15 protein-coding genes, 2 tRNA genes and 1 riboswitch are annotated in these 25,203 nt (G+C 62.2%); of the genes, 9 read left to right on the top strand and 8 right to left on the bottom strand.

The window, feature by feature from the left end:
* Positions 1 to 87: 87 nt before the first annotated feature.
* Both LDN82_RS04175 and LDN82_RS04170 read right to left on the bottom strand, forming a co-directional pair.
* Positions 88 to 630: a PadR family transcriptional regulator gene (locus tag LDN82_RS04175; protein WP_224094415.1), complete on the bottom strand. Its 543-nt coding sequence runs from the start codon at positions 628 to 630 to the stop codon at positions 88 to 90.
* 61 nt (positions 631 to 691) lie between these two features.
* A complete protein-coding gene (locus tag LDN82_RS04170) occupies positions 692 to 1,675 on the bottom strand; it encodes an NAD(P)H-quinone oxidoreductase (protein WP_224166478.1) in 984 nt (327 codons plus the stop codon).
* Between the two features lie 102 nt (positions 1,676 to 1,777).
* Between LDN82_RS04170 and LDN82_RS04165 the strand changes: the two genes are divergently transcribed.
* A tRNA-Ser gene (locus LDN82_RS04165) sits at positions 1,778 to 1,868 on the top strand.
* Between the two features lie 97 nt (positions 1,869 to 1,965).
* Here LDN82_RS04165 and LDN82_RS04160 read toward each other — a convergent pair.
* Positions 1,966 to 3,096, bottom strand: a complete 1,131-nt coding sequence (locus tag LDN82_RS04160; RefSeq protein ID WP_224166477.1) for an IS1249 family transposase — start codon at positions 3,094 to 3,096, stop codon at positions 1,966 to 1,968.
* A 271-nt stretch (positions 3,097 to 3,367) separates the two neighbouring features.
* Here LDN82_RS04160 and LDN82_RS04155 point away from each other — a divergent pair, with 271 nt between their 5' ends.
* Together LDN82_RS04155 and LDN82_RS04150 are read left to right on the top strand one after the other, a co-directional pair.
* A complete protein-coding gene (locus tag LDN82_RS04155; protein WP_224166476.1) occupies positions 3,368 to 4,153 on the top strand; it encodes a VOC family protein in 786 nt (261 codons plus the stop codon).
* Positions 4,154 to 4,377: 224 nt separating this feature from the next.
* A complete protein-coding gene (locus tag LDN82_RS04150; RefSeq protein ID WP_224166475.1) occupies positions 4,378 to 8,910 on the top strand; it encodes an ExeM/NucH family extracellular endonuclease in 4,533 nt (1,510 codons plus the stop codon).
* Between the two features lie 80 nt (positions 8,911 to 8,990).
* Here the strand turns inward: LDN82_RS04150 and cycA are convergent, their stop codons facing one another.
* Positions 8,991 to 10,478 carry a D-serine/D-alanine/glycine transporter gene (gene cycA, locus LDN82_RS04145; RefSeq protein ID WP_224166474.1) on the bottom strand — a complete coding sequence of 496 codons (1,488 nt, stop codon included), beginning with the start codon at positions 10,476 to 10,478 and terminating at the stop codon, positions 8,991 to 8,993.
* 145 nt (positions 10,479 to 10,623) lie between these two features.
* Positions 10,624 to 10,722: riboswitch (glycine riboswitch) on the bottom strand.
* Between the two features lie 74 nt (positions 10,723 to 10,796).
* Complete coding sequence (locus LDN82_RS04140; RefSeq protein ID WP_224166473.1) at positions 10,797 to 12,782, bottom strand: FAD/NAD(P)-binding protein; 1,986 nt, start codon at positions 12,780 to 12,782, stop codon at positions 10,797 to 10,799.
* A 60-nt stretch (positions 12,783 to 12,842) separates the two neighbouring features.
* Between LDN82_RS04140 and LDN82_RS04135 the strand changes: the two genes are divergently transcribed.
* Entirely contained in the window at positions 12,843 to 15,104 is a 2,262-nt protein-coding gene (locus tag LDN82_RS04135) for a prolyl oligopeptidase family serine peptidase (protein ID WP_224166472.1), read from the top strand.
* 145 nt (positions 15,105 to 15,249) lie between these two features.
* Positions 15,250 to 15,337, top strand: a tRNA-Ser gene (locus LDN82_RS04130).
* A 77-nt stretch (positions 15,338 to 15,414) separates the two neighbouring features.
* Here LDN82_RS04130 and LDN82_RS04125 read toward each other — a convergent pair.
* Together LDN82_RS04125 and LDN82_RS04120 are read right to left on the bottom strand one after the other, a co-directional pair.
* Positions 15,415 to 16,848, bottom strand: a complete 1,434-nt coding sequence (locus LDN82_RS04125; RefSeq protein ID WP_224166471.1) for an MFS transporter — start codon at positions 16,846 to 16,848, stop codon at positions 15,415 to 15,417.
* Between the two features lie 175 nt (positions 16,849 to 17,023).
* On the bottom strand, positions 17,024 to 19,189 hold the full coding sequence (locus LDN82_RS04120; RefSeq protein ID WP_224166470.1) for a RecQ family ATP-dependent DNA helicase: 2,166 nt from the start codon (positions 19,187 to 19,189) through the stop codon (positions 17,024 to 17,026).
* 140 nt (positions 19,190 to 19,329) lie between these two features.
* Between LDN82_RS04120 and LDN82_RS04115 the strand changes: the two genes are divergently transcribed.
* The 4 genes from LDN82_RS04115 to LDN82_RS04100 all read left to right on the top strand — a co-directional run bounded on the left by LDN82_RS04115 (position 19,330) and on the right by LDN82_RS04100 (position 23,022).
* A complete protein-coding gene (locus tag LDN82_RS04115; RefSeq protein WP_224166469.1) occupies positions 19,330 to 20,748 on the top strand; it encodes a phosphomannomutase/phosphoglucomutase in 1,419 nt (472 codons plus the stop codon).
* Between the two features lie 12 nt (positions 20,749 to 20,760).
* Positions 20,761 to 21,216 (top strand): hypothetical protein, encoded by a 456-nt coding sequence (locus LDN82_RS04110; protein WP_224094405.1) that lies wholly within the window; start codon positions 20,761 to 20,763, stop codon positions 21,214 to 21,216.
* A 23-nt stretch (positions 21,217 to 21,239) separates the two neighbouring features.
* Entirely contained in the window at positions 21,240 to 21,710 is a 471-nt protein-coding gene (locus LDN82_RS04105) for an Rrf2 family transcriptional regulator (RefSeq protein WP_224094402.1), read from the top strand.
* Positions 21,711 to 21,849: 139 nt separating this feature from the next.
* Positions 21,850 to 23,022: a globin domain-containing protein gene (locus LDN82_RS04100; protein WP_224166468.1), complete on the top strand. Its 1,173-nt coding sequence runs from the start codon at positions 21,850 to 21,852 to the stop codon at positions 23,020 to 23,022.
* A 112-nt stretch (positions 23,023 to 23,134) separates the two neighbouring features.
* Here LDN82_RS04100 and LDN82_RS04095 read toward each other — a convergent pair whose 3' ends face one another.
* Positions 23,135 to 24,961: a phosphoenolpyruvate carboxykinase (GTP) gene (locus LDN82_RS04095; RefSeq protein ID WP_224094400.1), complete on the bottom strand. Its 1,827-nt coding sequence runs from the start codon at positions 24,959 to 24,961 to the stop codon at positions 23,135 to 23,137.
* Positions 24,962 to 25,203: the final 242 nt, after the last annotated feature.

Here is a 25,203-nt window from a genome sequence, read left to right as displayed (position 1 = left end):
CTAACAAAGAGGACATACAGAAGTGGGGCGTGACACAGGAACCCCGATGGTCTTGCGGTAAGCGGTAGTACCTCTGCGGCGGGCGTACTAACTCAGCCCTCTGTTGCCCTGCGACTGGACCATGCGGGCCTCGCAAAGATCCAGCCACCGCACTTCCGCCTCGGCTTGAAAGATCAGGGAATCGAGCACCAAAAGCCATGCAGTATCAGAGGACCGCTGGTTGGCCGAGACAGCCTTCCGTGTTTGCGTATGTTCGTGCAGCGCGCGAACCGAAACCTCCCGCTGGGACTGGATCACGGCCGAGGCATCCACCCCGGGCAGCGTCACGGCCAAGGCTAGCTTAATGGCAATCTCATTCCGCGGCGGGTTGTCGCGGTCCACGGCTCCCTCAAACCAGGCCGCAACTTCGGCAACCCCGGCGTCAGTGATGCTGTAAACGACGTGGCCACCGCCGTCGTCGCCGTCTTTGCTGACAAGGCCATCGCGCTCAAGCCGGTCCAGCGTGGTGTACACCTGACCGATGTTCAGCGGCCAGGCAGCACCCGTACGGTCCTCGAATTCCACACGCAGCTCGTAGCCATACCGGGGCTGGTCCTGAAGCAGGGCAAGCAGGCTGTGCCGGATGGACATGAGGCTCCTTGCTACTGGGAATTGGTGGGGACGTCCTGCATTAACGGGGCTGCCATGGTTGTTAGAGGAGCAGGAGGACCTTACCTACGTGCTCTCCGGAATCAAAGTATTCATGTGCCTCGCGGACATGGTCCAGCGGAAATGATTTGGCCACCAGGGGCTTGATGCGGCCGTCGGCGAGCATGGGCCACACGGACTCCCGCACGGCGGACATGATGATGCCCTTTTCGGCCACCGGGCGTGGCCGGAGGGCAGTGCCGATGACGGCAGCACGCTTGCTGAGCAGCTGTCCCAGGTTGATTTCGGCTTTGGTCCCGCCCTGCAGGCCAATGACGATCAGCCGGCCATAGTCGGCGAGCGCTTCGATGTTCTGTTGCAGGTACTTGGCGCCCACGACGTCGAGGATCACGTCTGCGCCTTTGCCTCCGTTTTGTGCCTTGAGGCTTTCAGGGAAGTCTTCTTCGTTGTAGTTGATGGCGATATCGGCACCGAGGAAGGCCTTTGCCGTGCCAACTTTTTCATCAGAGCCGGCGGTGGTGGCAACCTTGGCCCCATAGGCTTTGGCGAGCTGAATGGCCATGGTTCCAATGCCGCCGGTAGCGCCGTGGATGAGCACGGTCTCCCCCGGTTGGAGCTGGGCCGTCATGATGAGGTTCGAGTAGACGGTTGCCGCCACCTCGGGCAGTGCCGCAGCGGTGACCAGGTCTACGCCGTCGGGTAGTCGCAGTACTTGCTCTGCGGGCACGGCGACCTTTTGGGCATAGCCCCCGCCGGACAACAGGGCCACTACTTTGTCCCCCACCGAGAAGGCTTTGGTGACACCTGGCCCGAAGGCGGCAATGCGGCCGGAGACCTCCAGCCCGGGAATCTCTGAAGCCCCTGGGGGCGGTGGGTAGAAGCCGCGGCGCTGCTGGACGTCGGCGCGGTTGAGGCCGGCAGCCACGACGTCGATCAGTACCTCGCCCTCGCCCGGCACCGGAGCCGGTACGTCGCGGACTTCGAGGACTTCGGGTCCGCCTGGTTCAGAAATATAGACGGCTTTCATGACGAACTCCCGGTTTCTTGCTTGTACATCCAGGCCCGGGGCAGGGACTGGAGAACGTGATGTTTTGGAACAGCCAACTCCCTATGAAACACTACTAGGCAGGGAAGGTTGTCCGAGCGGCCTAAGGAGCTGGTCTTGAAAACCAGTGTGCGGTAACCCCGTACCAAGGGTTCAAATCCCTTACCTTCCGCCAGCAGATGCCCCGGGTTCACGAGCCCGGGGCATTTTTGGCTTAAAACCGGGCCGGAAGTCAGGGTTATAGGACAAAACGTGTGTAAATCCCGGGTGTGTCATGTGCGTCCGGCCCAGCCTTTGCGGTCCCAGAGGCCTTCCTCGGCGCTGAGTCCGGTGCTGTAGAGCTCGGGCCCGGATGCCTGCTCGATTGGGGTCCTGGTTTCGGTCTTGGCCGGGTGGTGGTGCTGGGCTTTGATGAGTTTCGCCGGTGGCAGGGGCTGTTCGCTGTGGAGGTAGAGGTACCACTCGATCGCCCGTTTGCGGTGCTCTTCGCTCATGCCCCGGTGGGCCCGCAGCAGTAACCGGAGTTGGGCGTTGGTCCCGCCTTCAATGCGGTTGGTGGTCGAGGCGATCTGGAGGCCGGCGAACTCGGCGCGCAGGTAGGTGAAAAGTGTCCCGGCCTGGCTGAGCCGTTCCAACAGCCGGTAGGCCTTACGGAGCCTGTCGTGGGTGTACCACCAGGTTTGATTCGCCCTGACCCACCCGGGCACAATGGCGCTGCCGTTGCGATAGGTGCGGGCTTTGACCAGGTTCCCGTAGCTCTGGTGCCAGTCATGGAGCCCGCCCAGCCACGCGGCGGCTTCGGCCGCGGTGGTGATCCTCGTCAGGGCGCGCCCGAGCCGCAGCAACGCCTTGCCCGCCTCAGTCCTGGGCCGGCCGGTCAGGTAGGTGCGGAAGTTGCGTTGGACGTGGACCAGGCACCGCTGAACCGCGGTCTCACTCCAGCACTCGGACAGGGCAGCTGCGATGCCGGAGCCACCATCGGTGACCACGACGGTGGGGAAGGGGAACCGTGCGAGCAGGGCAGCCCACGCGGCCTTCTTCTCGGTATCGCACCACTGCCAACCCAGCACGTAATCCCCGGCCACAGCGATCAAACAGCACCACGAGCCCACATAAATCCCGTCGACCTGGACCTGGTCATGGACCTCGCCCGTGGCCGGAATCTTCGGGGCGATGTTCCAGCACCACCCTGTTCGGCGCCGGAAGGAACGGGCGGTGCCGAACGAGGTTGCCGCGGACTGATTTGACGTGCCCAGCAGCCAGCCCAGGAACGCATCCAATTCAGCCCGGCGGCTCACATCGGGACGTTCACCCGAGCGGCTCGCCCCGCACTCCAGGCACCGGTACCGCTGCTTCCCGGCAGCTGTTTTCCCGTTCCGAACCAGCCCGCGACCACAAATCAAACACTCCGGAGATATGCAAGCACCCCAGCCACCCTAAGCTTCAAAAGCTTAGCTAACCCGGATTTCCCCCGCGATCACTGGAATGCAAGCCCCTCCCATACACACGTTTTGTCCTATAACCCGGAAGTCAGGCTCCCATTCGGGATCTGAGAACTGACACCCAGAAAATCATTGAAACTGTCATAGCCCCCGCATAGTGTTCTGCTTGTCCTCACAACCGCCGACAAACAGCCGTAGCTTCGGCCGCGGAACGAACACAGGAGCCTCACATATGCCTACGCCTGACATCACCTCTGGCGCACCGTGCTGGATTGATTTGATGACATCCGATACGGACAAAGCCAAGTCCTTCTACAACGCACTCTTTGGTTGGACTTACGAGACGGGCGACCAGGAGAAGTACGGCGGCTACATCACAGCTTCCAAGGATGGACGCCTGGTTGCGGGCATCATGCAGAAACAGGCAGACATGGGGGCCATGCCAGACGTGTGGTCGACGTACCTGCGCACGGACGACATCAAAGCCACCACGGAGGCAGCTGCCGCCCATGGTGGCCAAGTCCTCCTGGAGCCCATGGATGTTCCTGAACAGGGCATCATGGCCATGTATGGCGACTCTTCAGGAGCTGCAATCGGGGCCTGGCAGTTCGGGGAAATGAAGGGTTATGAGGTCGCTGCCGAATCCGGCGCCCCGGCATGGCACGAACTACTCGCGAAGGACTACGAGTCAGCGGTCAGCTTCTACCAGAGCGTCTTCGGTTGGGAAACTGCCGTCATGAGCGATACGCCGGAGTTCCGTTACACCACGTTGGGCGCTGGTGACGATGCCAAGGCCGGCATCATGGACGCTGCCGGCTTCCTCCCGGAGCAGGTTCCGTCCATGTGGAGCGTGTACTTCGCAGTGGACAATACTGACGCCACGGTGGAACAGGCCACAGCTCTGGGCGCTACCGTCATGGAAGCGGCAGAAGACACCCCCTTTGGACGGTTGGCCACGTTGTCGGACCCTACCGGCGCCGTCTTCAAGGTAATCCAGAACATGGCGTCGGCCAGCTAAACCCCTGAACGTTCGGTTCCTGCGGCTGCCTCCTGACCCGAGGCGGCCGGCAGGATCCGCGCGCCCTCCATCCATCACCGGTCCACTTCCTGTTCATTCCGACGTGTTCTGCTATGCCCGATACCCAGGTTTACCCGGAGTAACTTCCGGCATATCGCCCACTTCACAAGACAGCGGGCGTAGTCCAAAGAGCCCCACAGGGCTCCTAATGAAAGTTAGAGCGGATGCACCAAAAACACTGGAAAACAGCAGCTGGAGCAGCCCTTTCGATTGGTTTGCTCTCGGCTCCGCTGACAGCCGTTCCCGCAATTGCGGCCGACGATCCGTCGGCGCCGCCGGGCACCTCGGCTGTGGTCATCAACGAGGCCTACCTCAGCGGGGGCAGCAGCGGCTCTGCTTTCAAGAACAAGTTCGTAGAGCTCTACAACTCCTCGGACACTCCGGTCAGCCTGGCAGGGTGGTCGCTACAGTACCGCTCGGCAACCGGCACGGGAGCGCCCACGGGCATCACTCCGCTCACGGGCAGCATCCCCGCCAAGGGCTATTACCTGATCCAAGGAGCCACGAACAGCAGCACCTCCACGGCGCCGGCCCTGCCCGGCCCGGATGTGCAGGCAACCGGAACCTTGAATCCCGCTGGAACCGCCGGCACCCTGGTCCTGGCGAAGCAAGCCAACGCGGTTTCTCCCCTGGCCGCTGGCTCAGTGACGGACTATGCCGCCATAGCGGATCTCCTCGGCTACGGCACATCAAACACTTTCGAAACGTCGGCAGCAACCGCCCCCTCGGGCAACACTGACGTCAAAAGCCTCAATCGGAGCAACGGTGTTGACACCAACTCCAATGCCGCCGACTTCAGCTTGAGCGCCACCATCACGCCCACGGCGTCCGGCGGCGGGACGCCGCCCGCGGAACCCGAGCCGGACCCAGGATCCAGGACCATCGCCGAAATCCAAGGCACCGGCGCCACGAGTCCGCTCGTCGGCAGCACGGTAACTACCCGTGGCGAAGTAACTGCCGTTTACGCTTCGGGAGGTTTCAACGGCTACTACGTCCAAACCCCCGGAAGCGGCGGGGAGGCCGCAGGGGCTGCCAGGACGGCGTCGGACGCCTTGTTCATCTACTCCCCCACGACGGCGGGTACGGTACAGCCCGGCGACTACGTGGAACTCACGGGTGTCGTCAGCGAGTTCGCCAACCAGACACAGCTCACGGTTGAGGCTGCCGGCCTGCAGAAACTGAGCGAAGCTGCGCCGGAGGTAAAGCCCACTGCCTTCCAGATGCCCGCCAACGAGGCCGCGCGCGAAGCTCTTGAAGGCATGCTCGTCGCCCCACAAGGCCCGTACACCGTGACGGATAACTATTCGCTGAACCAGTATGGCGAAATCGGCCTCGCGGCCGGGACATCGCCGTTAGTGCAGCCGACGGCGGTCGCTACCTATGGTTCAGCAGAATATGCCGACGTGGTGGCCGAGAACGCCCTCCGTGCCATCAAGCTCGACGACGGCGCGTCCACCAACTTCCTCAAGGACGCCACCACGAAGGCCCAGCAACTGCCATACCTGACCACGTCCGATCCCGTCCGCGTGGGCTCTCCGGTGCAATTCCGGACAGACGTGATCCTGGGCTACGGCAATAATTCGTGGAAGTTCCAGCCCCTCACGGCGCTGACTCCCGTGAATGCGGAGACTGTGCAGCCTGCAAGCTTCACGACAACCCGTCCCGACGGCCCCGCTGACGTTGGCGGAAACCTAAAGCTTGCCTCCTTCAATGTGCTGAACTACTTCACCACTACCGGCGACCAGCTCAGCGGCTGCATTTTCTACACCGACCGGGACGAGAATCCGATCACGGTCAAGGAAGGTTGCAACGCCCGCGGTGCTGCCAATGCTGAGAACCTCCAGCGCCAGCAGGGCAAGATCGTCGCTGCGATTACCAAGGCAGGTGCGGACGTCGTATCCCTTGAGGAAATCGAGAACTCCGCCCAGTTCGGCAAGAACCGTGATGACGCTTTGTCCAAGCTGGTGGACGCCCTCAATGTGAAGACGCCGGGCGTATGGGACTACGTGCGGACACCCGCAAACGCTCCCCCTCCCAGCGATGAGGATATGATCCGCACCGCGTTCATTTACAAGAAGGCCGTAGCCGAGCCGGTCGGGGAGTCAATCATCCACAACGACACCGTGGCTTTTGCAAGCGCCCGCAAACCGCTGGCGCAGGTCTTCAAGCCAGTCGGCGCGGACGAGGACAAGAAGTTCATAGCTATCGTGAACCACTTCAAGTCCAAGGGTTCCGCTGCAACCCCGGATGACACGGACAAGGGCCAGGGCGCCTCGAACATTGCCCGCACAAAGCAGGCTGAATCACTCCTCGCCTTCTCCAGGGACCTCCAAGCCACCAAGGGCACAGACAAGGTCTTCCTGATTGGCGACTTCAACGCCTATGCCAAGGAAGACCCCATCAATGTCCTCACTGGCGCAGGCTACGCGGACCTTGAAGCTGGTACCGGCAAGCACTCTTACCTCTTCGGGGGCATGGTGGGCTCGCTGGACCACATCCTTGCTTCCCCGGCAGCGGCCGGGATAGTCACGGGAACCGACATTTGGAACATCAACTCCGTGGAGTCCGTGGCGCTGGAGTACAGCAGGTATAACAACAATGTGACCAACTACTATGCCGGGGACGAGTTCCGCGCCAGCGATCACGACCCCGTGGTGGTGGGTATGAACCTGGGACCGGCTGTGCCGGCCACTGTTGACCTGCAGTTCCTTGGCATCAACGACTTCCACGGCCGGATCGACTCCAACACTGTCCTCTTCGCCGGCACTGTGGAGAAGCTCCGCGCCGAGGCCGCCCCCGGCGCAACCGCCTTCATTTCTGCTGGAGACAACATCGGCGCTTCGCTCTTCGCGTCCTCGGTTGCCAAGGACCAGCCGACCATCGACGTCCTCAATGCCTTGGAACTCCGGGCTTCGGCAGTGGGCAACCACGAGTTCGACGGCGGGTGGCAGGATCTGCGCGACCGCGTCATCGCCGATGGTACCAACGCCAAGTTTGCCTACTTGGGCGCGAACGTTTACCAGGCGGGCACCAAGACTCCGGTCCTGCCGGAGTACAAGGTCCTGGAGATGAACGGCATCCGGGTGGCTGTCATCGGCACAGTCACGCAGGAAGTGCCGTCACTGGTGACTCCCGCCGGCATCACGGATCTTGAGTTCGGTGATCCGGTGGAAGCCATCAACCGGGTGGCCGCAAAGATCAAGGCAGAAGACCTGGCCGATCTGATCATCGTGGAAAACCACGACGGCGCTGCATCGGGCACACCGGAGGGTGCCACCCTGGAGCAGGAAGTCGCAGCCGGTGGACCGTTCGCCAAGCTCGTCAACGAGACCACCCGAGACGTAGCCGCCATCTTCACCGGGCACACCCACAAGGAATACGCCTGGGACGCACCCTTGCTGGACGCCAACGGCCAGCCCACCGGCAAAACCCGTCCCATTGTGCAGACCGGTAACTACGGCGAAAACGTGGGAAGCGTTACTCTCACCATCGATACCACCACGCATTCGGTCACGAGCTATAAGGCTGCCGTGGTGGATCGGACCACGGACACTTCGGAAAGCCTCGTTGCCGCCTATCCTCGCGTGGCCGCAGTCAAGGCGATCGTGGACAAGGCTCTTGCCGATGCTGCCGTGATCGGGAATCAGCCGGTGGGTGCAGTGACAGCTGATATCACCACCGCCTTCACTCCGGATCCGGCTGGCGGCGCCCCCAAGCGGGACGACCGCGCGAACGAATCCACCCTCGGAAACCTGGTAGCGGACTCCTTGGTGGACACGCTCCAGGCGCCTGAACTGGGTGCGGCGGAGATCGGCGTCGTGAACCCTGGCGGCCTGCGTAACGAGCTCTACTACGCCCCGGACGGCACCATCACCTACGCTGAGGCCAACGCGGTCCTGCCGTTCGTGAACAACCTGTGGACTACCTCCCTCACTGGCGCCCAGTTCAAGACCCTTCTTGAGCAGCAGTGGCAGACCAACGTTGACGGAACACTTCCCAGCCGCCCGTACCAGCAGCTTGGACTTTCCAGGAACGTCAACTACACCTACGACGCCGCCCGCCCGGAAGGCGACCGCATCACCGGCATCTGGGTAGGCGGCGCAGTCATCGACCCCGCCAAGCAGTACAGGATCGGTACGTTCAGCTTCCTGGCTACCGGCGGCGACAACTTCCGCATCTTCAAGGAAGGCAGCAACACGAAAGACACCGGGTTGGTGGACCGCGATGCCTGGATCAAGTACCTCCGTGAGCACAACCCCGTGTCTCCGGACTTCGCGCGCCGGTCAGTTGCCGTGGTAAACACCACCGCCGCAGAGGTCAAAGCGGGTGAGCCCATGGCACTCGCTATCTCCAAGCTGAACCTCACCTCGATCGGCAGCCCGGCCAACAACACTCTCAATGCCGTCTTCGTGGACAGCAAGGGCGCGGCGATAACGCTCGACTCCGTGCCGGTAACGGCAGGCACTGCCACAGTGAACCTCAAGGTTCCCGCGGCGGCAGCTGCAGGCAGTGGCACATTGGTGCTGACCGCCGTCGAGTCCGGAGCCGTGGTAAAGGCCCTGGTGACGGTTGCAGGGAGCGGCACGAATCCCCCGCAATGCACTCCGCCCACCAAACCGTCCAAGTGGTACGACGCCGTGGGCTGGTTGCACTACGCGTGGGCCTGGTTGGAGTACCAGAAGTGTCTGAGGGGCTAGGCGGCCCCTTCGCATAACCCGCCAAAAAGGTAGCCCCTCACGAGGATGACTCGTGAGGGGCTACCTTTTTGGATTTTCGCCTACTTCTTGGCGAGCTCGGGTTCCTCCGTGTGCTTGGCGTCCTTCTCAAGCTGCGCCTGGAACTCCCTAAAGCGAACCAGGTGCGCTGGCCGGCGACGCAGGATGACCCAGGCCACCCCCAGAATCAGGAACCACAGCGGCGTGGCCAGGAGCGCAGCAAAAGTGTCCGGCTGCGTGGTCAGGGTCCAAAGCACGAACGCAAAGAACGCAAAAACCACCCACACCATCACCACGCCGCCTGGCATTTTGAACGCCGAAGCATCATGCAGGTGTGGCCGCCGCTTGCGGAATGCAAGGTAGCTGGCCAGGATGATGGACCATACGAAGACGAAGCAGACAGCAGACACGGTGGTCACCATGTCGAACGCCTTGCCGATGTCCTGGCCGGCATACATGAGGACGACGCCGGACAGCAGCAGGACGCAGGAAAGGAACAGGGCGTTGCGGGGTACTTTGCGGCTTGAGAGCGCGCCAAACACAGCCGGCGCGTCGCCTTCCTGGGCCAGTCCGTAAACCATGCGGGACGTTGAGTAGATACCCGAGTTGGCTGAGGACATCGCAGAGCTGAGAACCACTAGGTTGACGATGGTAGCCGCCGCGCCCAGGCCGGCCAGGGTGAACATCGCAATGAATGGGCTGTGGCCGGCCGCGAACTGGGTCCACGGGGTGACCGACATCAGGATGATGAGGGCACCCACATAGAAGAGCAGCACGCGGATCGGAATCGAGTTGATGGCCTTGGGCAGGTTCTTCTCCGGGTCCTTGGCCTCGGCGGCCGTGGTGCCTACCAGTTCAATGCCGACGAAAGCGAAGACGGCGATCTGGAAACCGGCGACGAAGCCCATGAATTCGTTGGGGAAGAAGCCACCGTGGCTCCACAGGTTGGTGAAGCTGGCCGGTCCGGCGTCGGACTGGAATCCGCTGAAAATCATGAACAAACCGACGATGATCAGTGCCGCGATGGCGACGATCTTGATGAGGGCGAACCAGAATTCGGTCTCCCCGAATGCTTTCACAGTAGCCAGGTTCAGAAGCAGCAGGATTCCGATGGTGATCAATCCGGGCACCCAGAGTGGAAGGGACGGCCAGAGCTCCTTGGAGTACCCGGCGATCGCGATGACGTCGGCGATGCCGGTAATGACCCAGCAGAACCAGTAGGTCCAGCCGGTGAAGAACCCTGCCCAGGGACCCAGCAGGTCCGCTGCAAAGTCGCTGAAGGATTTGTAGTTCAGGTTGCTCAGGAGCAGCTCGCCCATGGCGCGCATGACGAAGAAGAGCATGAAGCCGATGATCATGTACACGAAAATGACGGATGGACCAGCGGCAGAAATGGTCTTTCCCGAGCCCATGAACAGGCCCGTGCCAATTGCACCGCCTATCGCGATCAGCTGGATGTGCCGGTTGCTGAGCTGCCGTTCGAGGTGTGGTTCGAGGTGTGGTGAGCCTGCTGGATGCGGGACCGAGGATGGTGGGCGCTGAATCGTCAAGAGGAACTCCATTGTTCAGGCGGCACTGGGTGCCACGATGATTCGGGTTCCTCCCCACTCTGTAGGTGGACCTGAGAGTTTCCGCAGGGATGGCCTGCTTGCACCTTCGGTGAGCCCGGATGCCCGGACTGCTTTCCAGAGTTGCCTCGCCGCGGCGGTACATGGGCCTGAGAGATTCCTGGGGAGGGTTTGCTCCTACGGCGCCTGACGGGATGTACCGGCAGGACTCTCCCGCCGCAGATCAAAAGCGCGCACCACTTTGCCGGTGATGCAGCTCACACACTAGCGAAGCATTGGACACACCGCAAACAAAGGCAGCTAGCTGGCCAGAATGCTACGGGCGATTTCGTCAGCATCCCGCAGGGTTCGCTGGCCACTGGCATAAGCCTTCCCGGTCGCTGGACGCGCCTCGGCAGCAATGGCCGTTCCCCACTGGGTCGCCGACAATTGCAGGCCCAAAACATACATCCCCCGGGTCACAGAGCCGTTGGACGCCACAGGCCGGTACGGGTGCGGTTCCACATCCAGTCCGGTTGTCTGCACCGGCGTGCCCTCGGCACTCATCATGATTTTGGTTCGCACAAGGCCTTCTGCCATGAGTTGTTCCAGGAGTGGAGAAATATTGATGCCCACCCTGTTGGCCGGCGACATCGCTTCAATCAACGTGGGTGCCTCCGCTGGCCCGTCGTGGACCCATGGAGAGACTGCCCGGAAAACCTTGGCGCTCCTATCCACACTGAACTTCGGGTCGGGTCCAACGAAACCCACGACGCCGGCACGCGCCAGAGCAGCCAACTGCTCCGAACGCAGTGCCGGGGCCCCGCTGGCAAGGCCTTCAACGAACGCTTCGAACCATCCCCTCAGTTCAGCGACCCACGATTCGTCCGTGATACCACCGTCTGCCACGACGGACTTCAGGATCGCCCTGCCGGTGTGCAGTGCGCCGATTGCCATTTTCACGGGATCCGCTTCGCCCAGTGCGGAGCGTCGTGCGTCGTCGTCCAGGTAGGCCGTTATCGCCAGATCCAGTTCCCGGCGGGACGCGAACGTTCGGCCTGCCAAGGGCGCAGCGAGTCCGCGGACATTCAGTCGGCGGGAGGCAAGCACGTGCTTGTCCACCAAGGCGGCGACGTCGCTTTCCCAGTTGGCGGTGGTGTGCGCGTGGGGCTGCAACGCGTCCTCAAGGTCCGCGAGGAACTGCGCTGCATCGCGGATGGCGGCAGGCTGCGACCTTGCCAGGGTGGAGTAATAGGCCCACAAGGCGTCCCGGTGCAGGAGCGGCCAAAGATCGTGGTCGAATCCGGGCTGGATACCGGCTGCCCTGAACCGGTCCACTGCTGCCTCGGTCAGGTAACGCATGGTGATGCTGCTGGGGTAATACCCTGCCAAACCGGCCTTGGCCCGGTACGGGGTTCCGCGCCGGGATGCTGCGATAATCCTGGGTTCCCTGCCCGAGGGCCGGTACTCGAGAACTCCGGCTCCCGGTACGCCGGCTTCGACGAACTTGCCTCCCCTGCCCTCAGTCAGCTGGCCCATGACATCGAAGAAATTCAGTCCCATCCCACGCACCAGGACGGGCTCGTTGTCCGGTACCCGCTGCCAGTCGACGTCGGCTGGCGGTGCAGGCGGGAAATAGAGGAGGCCGTGCTCGTCGGCTGCCCGTTGGAACGATCGCTGCTCCGGATTCAAACGTGACTCGATGTGTCCCAGCGCGAGGACCACCGAGCCGACGGTGAGGGTAGTGCCGTCGGCCAGTTCGACGTCGAACGCTTGCCCACCTGCGATGCCTGGGCTTGCCGGGACCGGGCGCGCCGCTACGGCGGTCGTCTCATGGAAGGTGACCTCCACGCCGTCGGGCATTCGCTGAAGCAGCTCCGCCAAAGTCTGCCGCAGGTAACGTCCGTAGAGCGCCCTGCTGGGAAAATCGTGGGACTCCAGGGTGGCCAACTCCGCCTTTTCGGCGTCGTTCAGCCCCTGTCCATCACGACGTCGGGCGGCGCGCCACTGGTCGAACGAACCGCCTGCGAGGGGCTGCGCAAGTTTGGGGTCTTCCGGGATGAGCGTCGGATAGAACGCCTGTGTGTTCATCAGGTACAGCCTGGACTGCTCCGGCTGCCACACATGGCCGGATGCTGGCGGGAAAGGATCCACAACGTGGATGTGCAGTGTGCGCTGCCCGGTGTCGGTCCGGTTCGCGCGGCTGGTGGCCCCTGCAGCCCAATTCGCGAGCAGCCGCTCTAGGACACTCGTGCCCCGGGGGCCGGCCCCAATAAGGGCAACACGATTGATTTGCGATTTAGCCACGCTCAAGCCTAACTTCTGCGTGACTTGCTTCCAGTTGAAAAGTGTTGCTTGGATGGGGCGATGACCACCACAGAAGCTGATCAGACGCCCCTTCCTGACAATGACACGGATCTGGAGACCAAGTCCGGGCCTCGCCACGCTGCGACCATCGCGCCCGAACCCACGGATGAGAACGTGTGGTTGGAGGACATCCACGGCGAAGAACAGCTGGCCTGGGTCCGGGAACAGAACGCGCGAACCGAGGATTTGCTGGAGGACGCAGACTACGCAGGGGTTGAAGCCGGCATCCTGGAGGTCCTGGATTCGACTGACCGGATCGCCATGGTGAACAAACGCGGCGATTTCTACTACAACTTCTGGAAGGACCAGGAGCACCCCAAGGGCCTTTGGCGCCGCACTACCTGGGAAAGTTACGTCTCCGAGGCTCCCGAATGGGACGTGCTGCTGGACATCGATGCCCTCGCCGCAGCAGAAGGCGTCGAATGGGTGTTCCATGGGGCCGGGTTCCTTCGTCCTTCGGACGGGGACACGTACCGCTTCGCGATGGTTTCGCTGTCCCCCGACGGCGGTGACGCCAACCGTCACCGCGAGTTCGACGTCGAATCCCGCACCTTTGTTGACCCTGCCGCCGGCGGATTCGATCTGCCCACGGCAAAAGGCAACGTGAGTTGGCTCGATGCGGACACACTGCTTGTCTCCAGTACGGCAGAAGGGTTGCCTGCAACCACCTCCTCGTACGCCCGGACCGGCGTGAAGCTGCGTCGCGGCCAATCCCTCGCCCAGGCAGAGCGGATCTTCGACATCCCCGAAGACCACATGCTGGCCATCGTGGCCCATGACTCAACCCCGGGCTTCGAACGGACCTTCGCCGTAGACTACATCGACTTCTACAACCGCAAGACGTGGCTGCTTCGCGACGACTCATGGCTTGAAATCGATGTGCCCACCGACGTGAACATCAGCGCCCACCGAGAATGGCTGATGCTCCGCCCGCAGAAGGACTGGGACGTTTCCGGCGTCACCTACGCGGCCGGTTCCCTGCTGGCCGCTGACCTCGAAGGCTACCTGGCTGGATCGCGCCAATTTGTGGTGCTGTTTACCCCCGATGACCACACGTCGCTGCAGTCGTGGAGTTGGACCAAGGACTATCTGCTGCTCAACCTCCTGCGCGACGTCTCTTCCGAAATCAGGGTGCTGGACCCTTCCCGCGTCGATTCCGACAGCAGCTGGGTTGCCACCGTCCTGGACGCGTGCCCGCCGCTTCACGACGTCAATGCCTACGCGGTGGACGACGAAGATGAATCCGGAGCCGGAAATGACTACTGGTTGGTCGCCACCGGTTTCACTACGCCCACTACCCTCACCCGCGGAACCCTCACTGCAGGGCCGACGGGTTCGTCTGTTGCCGGAGCAGCTGCCGGGGTCACCAGCCAGCACGCCGTGGTGAAGCGATCGCCGTCGTTCTTCAATGACGGCGACTATGAGGTCCAGCAGCATTTCGCTGTCTCGGAGGATGGGACCAAAGTCCCCTACTTCCAGGTGGCATCCAAGGACCTGGTCCTGGACGGACAAAATCCTACTCAGCTCTCAGGCTATGGCGGATTCGAAGTTTCCCGCACCCCCGCCTACAGCGGCACCATTGGCAGGGCTTGGCTGGAGCGTCGCACTTCGGCTGCTGCCTTGGCTGACGGTCCCGGCTCGCACACCCGTGGCGGTGTGTACGTTGTGGCGAACATCCGTGGCGGCGGCGAATACGGGCCCTCGTGGCACCGGGCAGCGCTGCAGGAAAAGCGGCACCGTGCCTACGAAGACTTCGCCGCCGTGGCACAGGACCTCATCTCCCGCGGCGTGACCAGCCGCCGTCGACTCGGCTGTGTGGGCGGCTCAAATGGTGGGCTGCTGGTAGGCAACATGCTGACCCAGTACCCGGAACTGTTTGGTGCAGTGTCCTGCGGCGTGCCATTGCTGGACATGCGCCGCTACACCAAACTCTCTGCCGGATATTCATGGATCGCCGAGTACGGAGACCCGGATTTGCCTGAGCAGTGGCAGTTCATCCGGACCTTCTCCCCCTATCACCTGCTTCACGACGGCGTCGAATACCCCGAAACCTTCATTTGGACTGCGACGTCGGATGATCGGGTAGGCCCCGTCCAAGCCCGAAAGATGGCAGCTCGGATGCAGGCGATGGGTATCCCGAATGTCTGGTTCCATGAGGCACTCGAAGGCGGGCATGCCGGCGCCTCGGACAACAGGCAGGCAGCCGCACTCCAAGCCCGGAGCAACCACTTCCTGTGGCGTGTGCTGGCCGGGAGCAACTGAGGTTCCGTTTCGATGGCCCGCTGCACGTAAGGCCCCTGCGAACGGCCCCGCAGGTAGCCAGCCCTCGAAATGGGCAGCCGATTGAAGGCGGTTTTGCACTGGACGGCACGTTCTGCGTATCCTTGGTGGGCTAGCAATAGCAAATGGAGACGTGCCAGAGCGGCCGAATGGGCTTCACTGCTAATGAAGTGTGGGGCACAACTCCACCGGGGGTTCAAATCCCCCCGTCTCCGCGAATTGGTCCCGGTTTTCGAACCGGGACCTTTTGCGTTAACCCGGCTTTTACCCCAAGCCCTGTGCCCGCGCCGGTCTAGCTGCGCTTCGCCCCGTGGCTGACTTCCGCGCCGGCATGCCGCTGCAGGGTCAGACTGTCCACTGTACTGACCAACATGAGGACAGCCATGGCTATGAAAGCCCCCTTATAGGCTGCTACCTGGTCAACCCCGAGCACATCCGTTGACTCGAACAGCCTCAGGAACAAGGCCCCCACAGCGATCCCTGCCGCAGCTGCCAGCTGTACGAGGGTCGCAGAGATAGCGTTGGCCGAGGGCAGCTGCCCCGGGACGATGTCGGCATACTGCACGGACGCGTAGGCCGAGAAGCCTATGGATCGGAAGGCACCGCTGAGCAGCAACAACGCGAAAATGAGGGGCTCTGGTGTTTGGGCATTCAGAAACGCACACAAGGCAAACGTCACGGCCGACGCGAACGATGCAAAGACGAGCACCGGTTTGAACCCGAAGCGCCTTATCAGGGGTGTGGTGGCCGGCTTGATCCCGATGTTGCCCACGAAGACTGCGGCTACCATGACCCCGGCCTTCAAGGGATCCCACCCAAATCCATCCTGGAACATGAGAGGCAGCAAGAAGGGAACCGAGCTGATGGTCAGCCGGTAAATGAAACCGCCCGTGGATGTCGCCCTGAAAGTCCTGGTGCCAAATACGCTGAGGTTGAACAGCGGAACCCTTGCTTTGCTCATCCACCAGACCGCACCTGCGAGGGAAACCAAGCCGGCAGTCACCACCACAACAGCCAGCAGATTCGATGCGTGTCCGCCCAGCGTTTCCAGCCCCACCACAAGGGAACCCACGCCCAAGGTAGTCAGCAAGAGGCCAAACCAGTCAAGACGGCGGTTGGCATCAAATTGAGTCCGCGGAACCAACCTCAGTGCCGCAATGAAGGCAGCCAGGCCGAGGGGGACGTTGATGATGAAGATCCAGTGCCACGACAGGAAAGTCGTGAGGGCGCCCCCCACCATGGGAGCCAAAACGGGGGCAAGAAGGCCTGGCCATACCAAGTAGGCGGTGGCACGGAGAAGTTCGGATTTGGGCGTACCCCGCAAAACCACCAGGGTGCCCACGGGAACCATCATGGCGCCGCCTGCCCCCTGCGCCACCCGACTCAACGTCAGCATGGTCAAGTCGGTGCTTACTGCGCAGAAAAGGGAAGCAATAGTGAACACCGAAATAGCCAGACAGAATATCCTGCGGGCGCCAAACCGCTCGGCAAGCCAACTGCTCAAGGGGATCCCCATGGCCACTGTCACCAAATAGGCAGTCATCGTGATGTTGATGTCAGCCGGTGCCACCCGGAAATCGGCCGCAATGCTGGGGATGGCCGTGGTGAGGATCGTTCCGTCAAGAAACTCCATGAAGAACGTTGCCGCCACCAGCAGTGCCAAACGCGGCCGCCAACTGGTTTCATTGGCCGCTTCGACGTCGGCGTTGCTCGGTTTTGTGCTCATGGTCCGGTCCAAGTCTTGTCTAATCGCCTGCAGCAGCAGGCGCGCGTGTTTGCTCGATCCTCGTATTTGCTCGATCCTATAGAGGCATCGTGGGAGCGTTCACAACATGACGGTTTTCAGCGCACTTCCTCGCCTTGAAGCACTGCCCCGGGTTGAGCGAATCGCCGCCTGCGCCCTACCCCGCCTGTGCCAGGGCGAGCGGCAGTACCGCACCTACCCCGGACCGTCTGAGCGCCCTCGCCGCAACAGTCAGTGTCCAGCGGCTGTCGATGAGGTCGTCTACCAAGAGGACAGGTTGGTCACCAATGCCTGCCAGTGCCTCTGCCAATTGCGGTCCGACCGCCAGACGGTCCCATACTCCCGCGAGCCTGTAAGCGCTGTTGCCTCCACGGGATCCTGTGGGCCCGCCGTGCTCTGGATGCAGTTGACCCAAGTACGGCATCCGCCCTATGCCCGCGATCCCCTGCGCCAGCGAATCCACAAGTTGTGGTTTGCTCCTTGAGGGAATGCTGACGACCGCCGCCGGGCGCCCCGCCCCGCTCCAGGCGGTTCCGCCGTCGGCCCCTGACCATTCGCGCAGAACCTGAACGCAGGCCTGCAGCATCGCGGAGTCCACTGCCCTATCGGGTGCCCCGGCGGCAAAGAGCTCGCGGAGCGCGCCACCCCAGCCCAAGTCCGTCAGCCTTGCCAGCACACGGCCTTCGGAAATGCTTTCGTCCGGCTTGATCTTGCCTTTGACTCCCACTCCCAGCCTGTCCATTCCGCTGGGCCACTGGAGCCGCGGTTCCACCACGATCCCGGCGCGACGGAGCGTCTGGCCAGCTGCATCAACGGCAGCCGCTGCAATGTCCACTGGGAACCATCGTCCAGCACAGTTGTCACAACGGCCACAAGGGGCGGCAGTCTCGTCGTCGAGCACAGAGGTGATGTACTCCATGCGACAACCTGCAGTGTCCTGGTAAATCACCATGGAGTCCTGTTCATCCACCCGGGCCTCCGCGATGCGGGCATAGCGCTCTGCATCGTAGGTCCATGGCCGTCCAGTAGCCCGCCAACCGCCACCTACGCGTTCAACTGCCCCGTCAACGGCCAAGACCTTAAGGAGGAGTTCCAGAGGCGTGCGCCGAAGGTCCACGCGTGCTTCGAGCGCCACCGTGGACATGGCCGCGTTCGCCTCACCAAGCACCCTCAAGACGGCGTCGGCCTTTTCAGCTGAGGGCATGGACGCGGTGGCAAAATACTGCCATATTTCGCGGTCCTCGGAGCCCGGAAGCAACAGGACGTCGGCGTTGGCTGCACCTCGGCCTGCTCGACCAACCTGCTGGTAATAGGCGACCGGCGAGGACGGCGCCCCGAGGTGAATGACGAAGCCAAGGTCCGGTTTGTCGAATCCCATCCCCAACGCCGAGGTGGCCACAAGCGCCTTGACTTGATTGTCCTTGAGGAGTTGTTCTGCCCGCTCCCGATCGGCAGGATCAGTCCGGCCGGTATAGGACAAGACATTGTGTCCGGCCTCGGAAAGAAGCCGGGCAGTATCCTCTGCGGCTGAGACGGTCAGCGCGTAAATGATTCCGCTACCGGGGAGGTCCGCCAGGTGCGTCAGCAGCCACCCCAGGCGATCGCGGGAGTCGGACAAGTTCAGAACCCCGAGTCGCAGCGACTCGCGGCCCAGCGCACCCCGGATGGTCAGCACTCCGGCGCCGAGTTGTTCCTCGATATCGTGGACAACGCGGGAGTTGGCGGTAGCCGTGGTGGCGAGGACCGGAACCGAATCGGGCAGTTGGGCAATGAGATCCGCGATGCGCCGGTAATCGGGCCGGAAGTCGTGGCCCCAATCCGAAATGCAGTGGGCTTCGTCGATAACAAGCAATCCGGTCCTGCGGATCAGCTCGGGCAACTGGTTCTCCCTGAACGAGGGATTGGTGAGGCGCTCCGGCGACACCAGGAGAACGTCCACCTCGTCAGCTGCCAACTGGGCCAGGACAGTGTCCCACTCAAGCGCGTTGGCTGAGTTGATGGCCACAGCCCGGACTCCCGCCCGTGCGGCGGCCGCTACTTGGTCCCGCATGAGCGCGAGCAGAGGAGACACGATCAGCGTGGGACCCGCACCCCGCTGACGCAGCAACAAAGAGGAGACGAAGTAGACGGCGGATTTTCCCCAACCCGTGCGTTGGACCACCAAGGCACGGCGCCCCGCGTCCACCAATGCCTCAATGGCCTCGAACTGGCCGTCATGGAACTCTGCCTCGGGGTGCCCCACAAGCTCACGAAGACAAGCCAAAGCCCTCTGGCGGGTAGGGGATTCCACGGAAACAGCGGCATTTTGGGAGTTGTTGGCCATGGACCCAGTATTCCAGCAGCCCCTGACAGCCATAACCGGTGGCCCCGGCTATGTGGAAAGCGGTGTGCCAGGACCGGCTTTTCCACATAGCAGCTTCCCCCGTTCATGCTCAATTGCGCTGCCACAGTAGGATTGAGCCCGTGACTAGCGAGCAGAACAAGAACTTCGACCTCTCGGCATCCTTCAAGGCGTATGACGTCCGGGGCATCGTGGGGGAATCCATCACGGCTGAAATCGTCGAGGCAGTCGGTGCTGCCTTCATCGACGTTTTGGGTCTTGAAGGTGAAACCGTCCTTGTTGGCGGAGACATGCGCCCGTCCTCGCCGGAGTTCAGCCAGGCCTTCGCGAACGGTGCTGCCACCCGGGGCGCCAACGTCCAATTGCTGGACTTGATCTCCACTGACGAGCTCTACTACGCCTGCGGTGCCTTGAACGCAGCCGGTGCCACGTTCACTGCCAGCCATAACCCGGCCGAATACAACGGCATCAAAATGGCCAAGGCAGGGGCTCAACCGATTTCCTCCGAGAGTGGCCTGAAGGAGATCCAGGCCCTCGCCGAGCATTACCTGAACGAAGGCACCATCCCCGCGGCAGCGACGCGCGGGCAGATCGGTGTCCGGGACGTGCTGAAGGACTATTCCCAATACCTGCGCCAGCTGGTGGATCTCTCCGCTTCCCGGCCATTGAAGATCGTCGTGGACGCCGGCAATGGCATGGCCGGGCTGACCACCCCTGCTGTGCTTGGCAACAAACTCCTCCCTGCCCTGCCGTTCGAGATCATCCCGCTCTACTTCGAACTGGACGGCTCGTTCCCGAACCACCCGGCCAACCCGCTGGAACCAGAAAACCTCCGTGATCTCCAGGCCGCCGTGATCAAGCACGGCGCCGATATCGGCCTTGCCTTCGACGGCGACGCTGACCGCTGCTTCGTGGTCGACGAAAAGGGCGAGCCCGTCTCCCCATCGGCGATCACGGGCATGGTGGCACGCAGGGAGATCGCGCGAGCCCAGGCATCCGGGGAACAGACCCCGGTGATCATCCACAACCTGCTCACCTCGAAGGCCGTTCCCGAACTCGTTGCCAAGGACGGCGGCCGGGCAGTCCGGACCCGCGTCGGGCATTCCTTCATCAAAGCCGTGATGGCCGAAGAAGGTGCAGTATTCGGCGGGGAGCACTCGGCACACTTCTATTTCCGTGATTTCTGGAATGCGGACACCGGTATGCTCGCCGCGATGCATGTCCTGGCGGCCCTGGGCGAGCAGGACGGTCCGCTGTCCGAACTCGGGCGCCAGTACGAGCCCTACGTCTCCTCCGGGGAAATCAACTCCGAGATCGAAGACAAAGCAGGCGCCATCGAGCGGGTCCGCCTCGATTTCCAGAATGATGACGTCGAAATAGACCACATGGACGGCAGCACCTTCAGCGCCAAGGACGGCAGCTGGTGGTTCAACCTGCGCCCCTCCAACACGGAGCCGTTCCTGCGCCTGAACGCCGAAGCCAAAGACCTGCCCACCATGGAAAAAATCCGCGACCGCGTCCTGGCACTGGTCAGGGCATAAGGACAGGCAAACATGAGCGAGCAGCCAATCGACGAGGCCGATTCCACCGGGACTGTCCAAGAGCGTGAACTCCGGGAGATTCTGGGGACTGCACTGGGGACTGCCCAGGAGCACATTCTGCAGAACGGCGGCTTTCTCCCCTTTGGCATCACGCTTTCACACGAAGGCGAGGTGCGGATTGTCATGGTTTCTCCAGGCGAGCCGGACGAGGACGGCCACATTGACGCGGGAGCGATGTTGACGGACGTCCAGGAATTACTTCGCCAGGGTCGCAACGATTATCGGGCCGTGGCCATCGCAAGTGATGTCGCGCTGCCCGAGCATGGCTCGGATGGCATCCACGGCACCGCCGAGCACCGGGATGGCGGGGTCATGGCAGCAGTCATCCCCTACGTCCACACAGCCGACGGTTTCTCATTCGGCGCCCTTGAGCCGGACACCCACGAGCCCTCGCTCTGGGTGGACTAGACCTGACTACGTAAGCTGATCCCATGAAAATCAACGCGTTCGCAGATGTGAGCCTCCGCGCCGTCATGGTGTTGGCGTCCGCCCCTGAGGGCACGTTGCTGACTACCCAGGCTGTTGCCGATGCCGTGGGCACTCCGTATAACCATGTCAGCAAGGCCATGGTCCGATTGCGCAGCCTTGGATTGATTGATGTGGAACGAGGCCGCTTGGGTGGATCGCGCCTGAACGAAGCGGGACGCCAAGCAACGGTTGGCCAGCTCCTTCGCCACTTGGACAGCCGGCAGGATCCCGCCGAATGCCAGTCCCCCACCCATGATTGCCCCCTCATCACAGAGTGCGGTCTCCGCCACGCAATGAACCGGGCCCGCGAAGCCTTCTATCGTGAGCTCGACACCGTCGTCATCTCGTCCCTGCCTCATGCCCGGCAGATGAATCCGGTCTTCCAAACAATAGGCCTCCGACCCGAATTCAGGTCCCCCGCAACCCTGCCCTGACGGCGTCCGGACCGGATCGCGATCCGATTTGCGCATCTTTTCTACAAGGAGTAGAAATTGAGGTGTAAATACAGGCATTCGAAATGCTTGTATTGTGACGGTTCGAATAACCCACCGGACCCCTACCCGCAGGAGAATCATGCTCTCGGAAAAATCCCGCCCGATTATTGAAGCCACGCTTCCCCTGGTTGGCTCGCGTATTGGTGACATCACCGCCGACTTCTACAAGCGCCTCTTTGCAGCGCACCCTGAGTTGCTCGATGGACTGTTCAGCCGCTCCAACCAGCGCTCGGGTGATCAGCAACAAGCACTCGCCGGGAGCATCGCCGCCTTCGCAACCCACCTGGTGAACAACCCCGGCACGCTCCCGGAAAAGGTCCTGGCCCGGATCGCCCACAAGCACGCCTCACTGGGCATCGCCGAAGAGCAGTACGGAGTCGTCTACGAGCACCTCTTCGCAGCAATCGCTGCCGACTTGTCGGACGTTATTACACCTGAAATCGCCGAGGCCTGGACGGAGGTCTACTGGCTCATGGCAGACGCCCTGATCAAGCTTGAGAAGGACCTCTACGCCTCCCAGTCAAACAATAAGATGTGGATGCCTTGGCGCGTGGTTTCCAAAGTACCGGCTGGCAAAGACGCCATGACATTCACCTTTGAACCTGCCGACGACACTCCGGTAACACCGGCCCTTCCCGGCCAGTATGTGAGCGTCAAGGTCGTACTCCCTGACGGCTTGCGCCAGGTGCGGCAGTATTCACTGTCAGGCGACGCCGGGACCAGCCGGACCTTCACCACCAAGCTAAACGACGGCGGCGAGGTATCCACCGCCCTGCATACCGCCGTCGAACCTAACGATGTGCTCGAAATCTCCAACCCTTATGGCGAGATCACCCTCAACGACGGCGAAGGACCGGTGGTGCTCGCGTCGGCGGGGATCGGGTGCACGCCGACAGCCTCGATCCTGCGCTCCTTGGCCGAGGCCGGCACTGATCGCCAGGTTCTTGTCCTGCACGCCGAACGTTCCATGGACAGTTGGGCATTGAGCGGCCAAATGACTGCAGACGCCGCAAGCATTGACGCCGAACTGCAGCTCTGGCTCGAATCGCCGCAGCCCGGCAATGAAATGCACCGCGTCAACGCAGGCTTCATGTCCCTGAGGGAAATCGACATGCCCGCGGACGCTTCCTTGTACCTCTGCGGGCCGTTGCCTTTCATGAAGAAGATTCGCGACGAAGCGATCGAGGCCGGCATCCCGGCCACCAGTATCCACTACGAAGTTTTCGGCCCCGACGTTTGGCTCGCGAACTAAGGCGGGGCGCCAAACCCCTCTAAGACGCCGAAAGCACGACGGCGGCCCGTCACCTTTGATGAAAAGGTGACGGGCCGCCGTCGTCTTAAGAACGCCGTTGTCCTTAAGAGGTCTAGCCCAGACGGCTCTTGAGGCCGTCCAGCTCGGACTGCAGCGCCGCGGGGAGAGACTCGCCGAAGTTGGCGAACCATTCCTCGATGGATGCAAGTTCCGTTTCCCATTCGCCGGCGTCAACGCGGACGGCCGCCTCGACTTCGGCCGGCGTCATGTTCAGGCCTTCAAGGTCGATGGAGTCGCCGGTCGGAACGAAACCGATCGGCGTTTCCACAGCGTCCGCCTTGCCTTCGAGGCGTTCGATTGCCCACTTGAGTACGCGGGCGTTGTCACCGAAACCAGGCCAGGCGAAGCCACCATCAGCAGTGCGACGGAACCAGTTGACCAGGAAGATCTTGGGCAGGCGCTCCGGGTTGGCCTTGGCGGACAGGTTCACCCAGTGGTTCAGGTAGTCGCCTGCGTCGTAACCGATGAACGGCAGCATTGCCATGGGATCGCGGCGGACAACACCGACGGCGCCAGCTGCAGCGGCCGTGGTTTCCGACGAAAGCGTGGCACCCATGAAGATACCGTTGGACCAGTCGCGGGCCTCGGTGACCAGCGGGATGGTGGTCTTACGGCGTCCGCCGAACAGGATCGCGGACAACTCCACGCCGTCCGGGCTGAAGTACTCTTCGGCGAGCATGTCGATCTGGTCGATCGGCGTGCAGAAACGGGAGTTCGGGTGTGCAGCCGGGGCGTCGGAGTCCGGAGTCCAGGACTCGCCGCGCCAGTCGGTCAGGTGCGCCGGAGTTTCCTCCGTCATACCTTCCCACCAAACGCCGCCGTCATCGGTCAGCGCAACATTGGTGAAGATGCTGTTGCCCTTGGCGATGGCACGCATGGCGTTGGGGTTGGTGCCCCAACCGGTGCCCGGCGCGACGCCGAACAGGCCGGCTTCGGGGTTGACGGCGCGGAGCTCGCCTTCCTTGCCGAAGCGCATCCAGGTGATGTCGTCGCCGAGGGTCTCGACCTTCCAGCCCTTGATGGTGGGGTCAAGCAAAGCGAGGTTGGTCTTGCCGCAAGCCGACGGGAAGGCAGCGGAGACGTAGTAGGTCTTCTGCTCGGGAGAGGTCAGCTTGAGGATGAGCATGTGCTCGGCAAGCCAGCCCTCGTCGCGTGCCATCACCGAGGCGATGCGCAGTGCGTAGCACTTCTTGCCCAGCAGCGCGTTTCCGCCGTAGCCGGAACCGAAGGACCAGATGGAGCGCTCTTCGGGGAAGTGGACGATCCATTTGTCGGTGTTGCACGGCCACGCGACGTCGGCCTGGCCGGGTTCCAGGGGTGCGCCCAGCGAGTGGAGGGCCGGCACAAAGAATGCATCGGTCTGCGTGATGCGGTCCAGGACGTCCGAGCCGATGCGGGCCATGATCCGCATGGAAGCTACAACGTAGGCGGAGTCAGTGATCTCAACGCCGAACTTCGGGTCCTCTGCATCCAGGTGGCCCATGACAAAAGGAATGACGTACATGGTGCGGCCGCGCATGGAGCCGGCGAACAGTCCGCGCAGCTTCTGCTTCATTTCGGCCGGAGCCATCCAGTTGTTCGTGAACCCTGCGTCGCGCTCGTTCTCGGAGCAGATGAAGGTCTGCTCTTCCACACGGGCAACGTCGGCGGGGTCGGAGAACGCCGCGAAGGAATTCGGGAACGTTTCCGGGTTCAGCCTCTTCAGGGTGCCGGCCTCAACCAGTTCGTCGGTCAGCTTCTTGTTTTCTGCTTCGCTGCCGTCAACCCAGTGGATGCGGTCCGGCTGAGTCAGCTCGGCTACTTCCTCAACCCAGGCCAGCAGGCGTGCATGCGTAGTAGGTGCCTTCTCAAGCAGCGGCAGTCGCGCCAGATCGCCCATTGCGGTTCCCTTCCTCGGGTTCAGTGGTGTGTCCTAAACGATAGGGGTCGCGGACCAGACCAATCCGTTGTCAGACGTCAGATGTCCAGTGGAGTCGAAACGAAAAACCCCTAGAATTCAGGGTTTCAGTTTCAGAGGACGGCATTTTAAGTGAGGAAGGTCACATAGACCGGTCTAGTTGCGTAGATTACAGCTTTTCGATTTGGAACTTCACATGAACTTCTGTAAAGTTTATTGAGGTT

The sequence above is a fragment of the Arthrobacter sp. StoSoilA2 genome, assembly GCF_019977195.1.
Lineage (GTDB): Bacteria > Actinomycetota > Actinomycetes > Actinomycetales > Micrococcaceae > Arthrobacter.
Note: the sequence above shows the minus strand (reverse complement) of the source record. Positions and strands in the feature narration are given on the sequence as shown.

Coding starts and splice junctions, on each gene's coding strand:
- LDN82_RS04175 (WP_224094415.1), bottom strand. CDS start 630: ATGTCCATCCGGCACAGCCTGCTTGCCCTGCTTCAGGACCAGCCCCGG.
- LDN82_RS04170 (WP_224166478.1), bottom strand. CDS start 1,675: ATGAAAGCCGTCTATATTTCTGAACCAGGCGGACCCGAAGTCCTCGAA.
- LDN82_RS04155 (WP_224166476.1), top strand. CDS start 3,368: ATGCCTACGCCTGACATCACCTCTGGCGCACCGTGCTGGATTGATTTG.
- LDN82_RS04150 (WP_224166475.1), top strand. CDS start 4,378: ATGCACCAAAAACACTGGAAAACAGCAGCTGGAGCAGCCCTTTCGATT.
- LDN82_RS04135 (WP_224166472.1), top strand. CDS start 12,843: ATGACCACCACAGAAGCTGATCAGACGCCCCTTCCTGACAATGACACG.
- LDN82_RS04125 (WP_224166471.1), bottom strand. CDS start 16,848: ATGAGCACAAAACCGAGCAACGCCGACGTCGAAGCGGCCAATGAAACC.
- LDN82_RS04120 (WP_224166470.1), bottom strand. CDS start 19,189: ATGGCCAACAACTCCCAAAATGCCGCTGTTTCCGTGGAATCCCCTACC.
- LDN82_RS04110 (WP_224094405.1), top strand. CDS start 20,761: ATGAGCGAGCAGCCAATCGACGAGGCCGATTCCACCGGGACTGTCCAA.
- LDN82_RS04105 (WP_224094402.1), top strand. CDS start 21,240: ATGAAAATCAACGCGTTCGCAGATGTGAGCCTCCGCGCCGTCATGGTG.
- LDN82_RS04100 (WP_224166468.1), top strand. CDS start 21,850: ATGCTCTCGGAAAAATCCCGCCCGATTATTGAAGCCACGCTTCCCCTG.
- LDN82_RS04095 (WP_224094400.1), bottom strand. CDS start 24,961: ATGGGCGATCTGGCGCGACTGCCGCTGCTTGAGAAGGCACCTACTACG.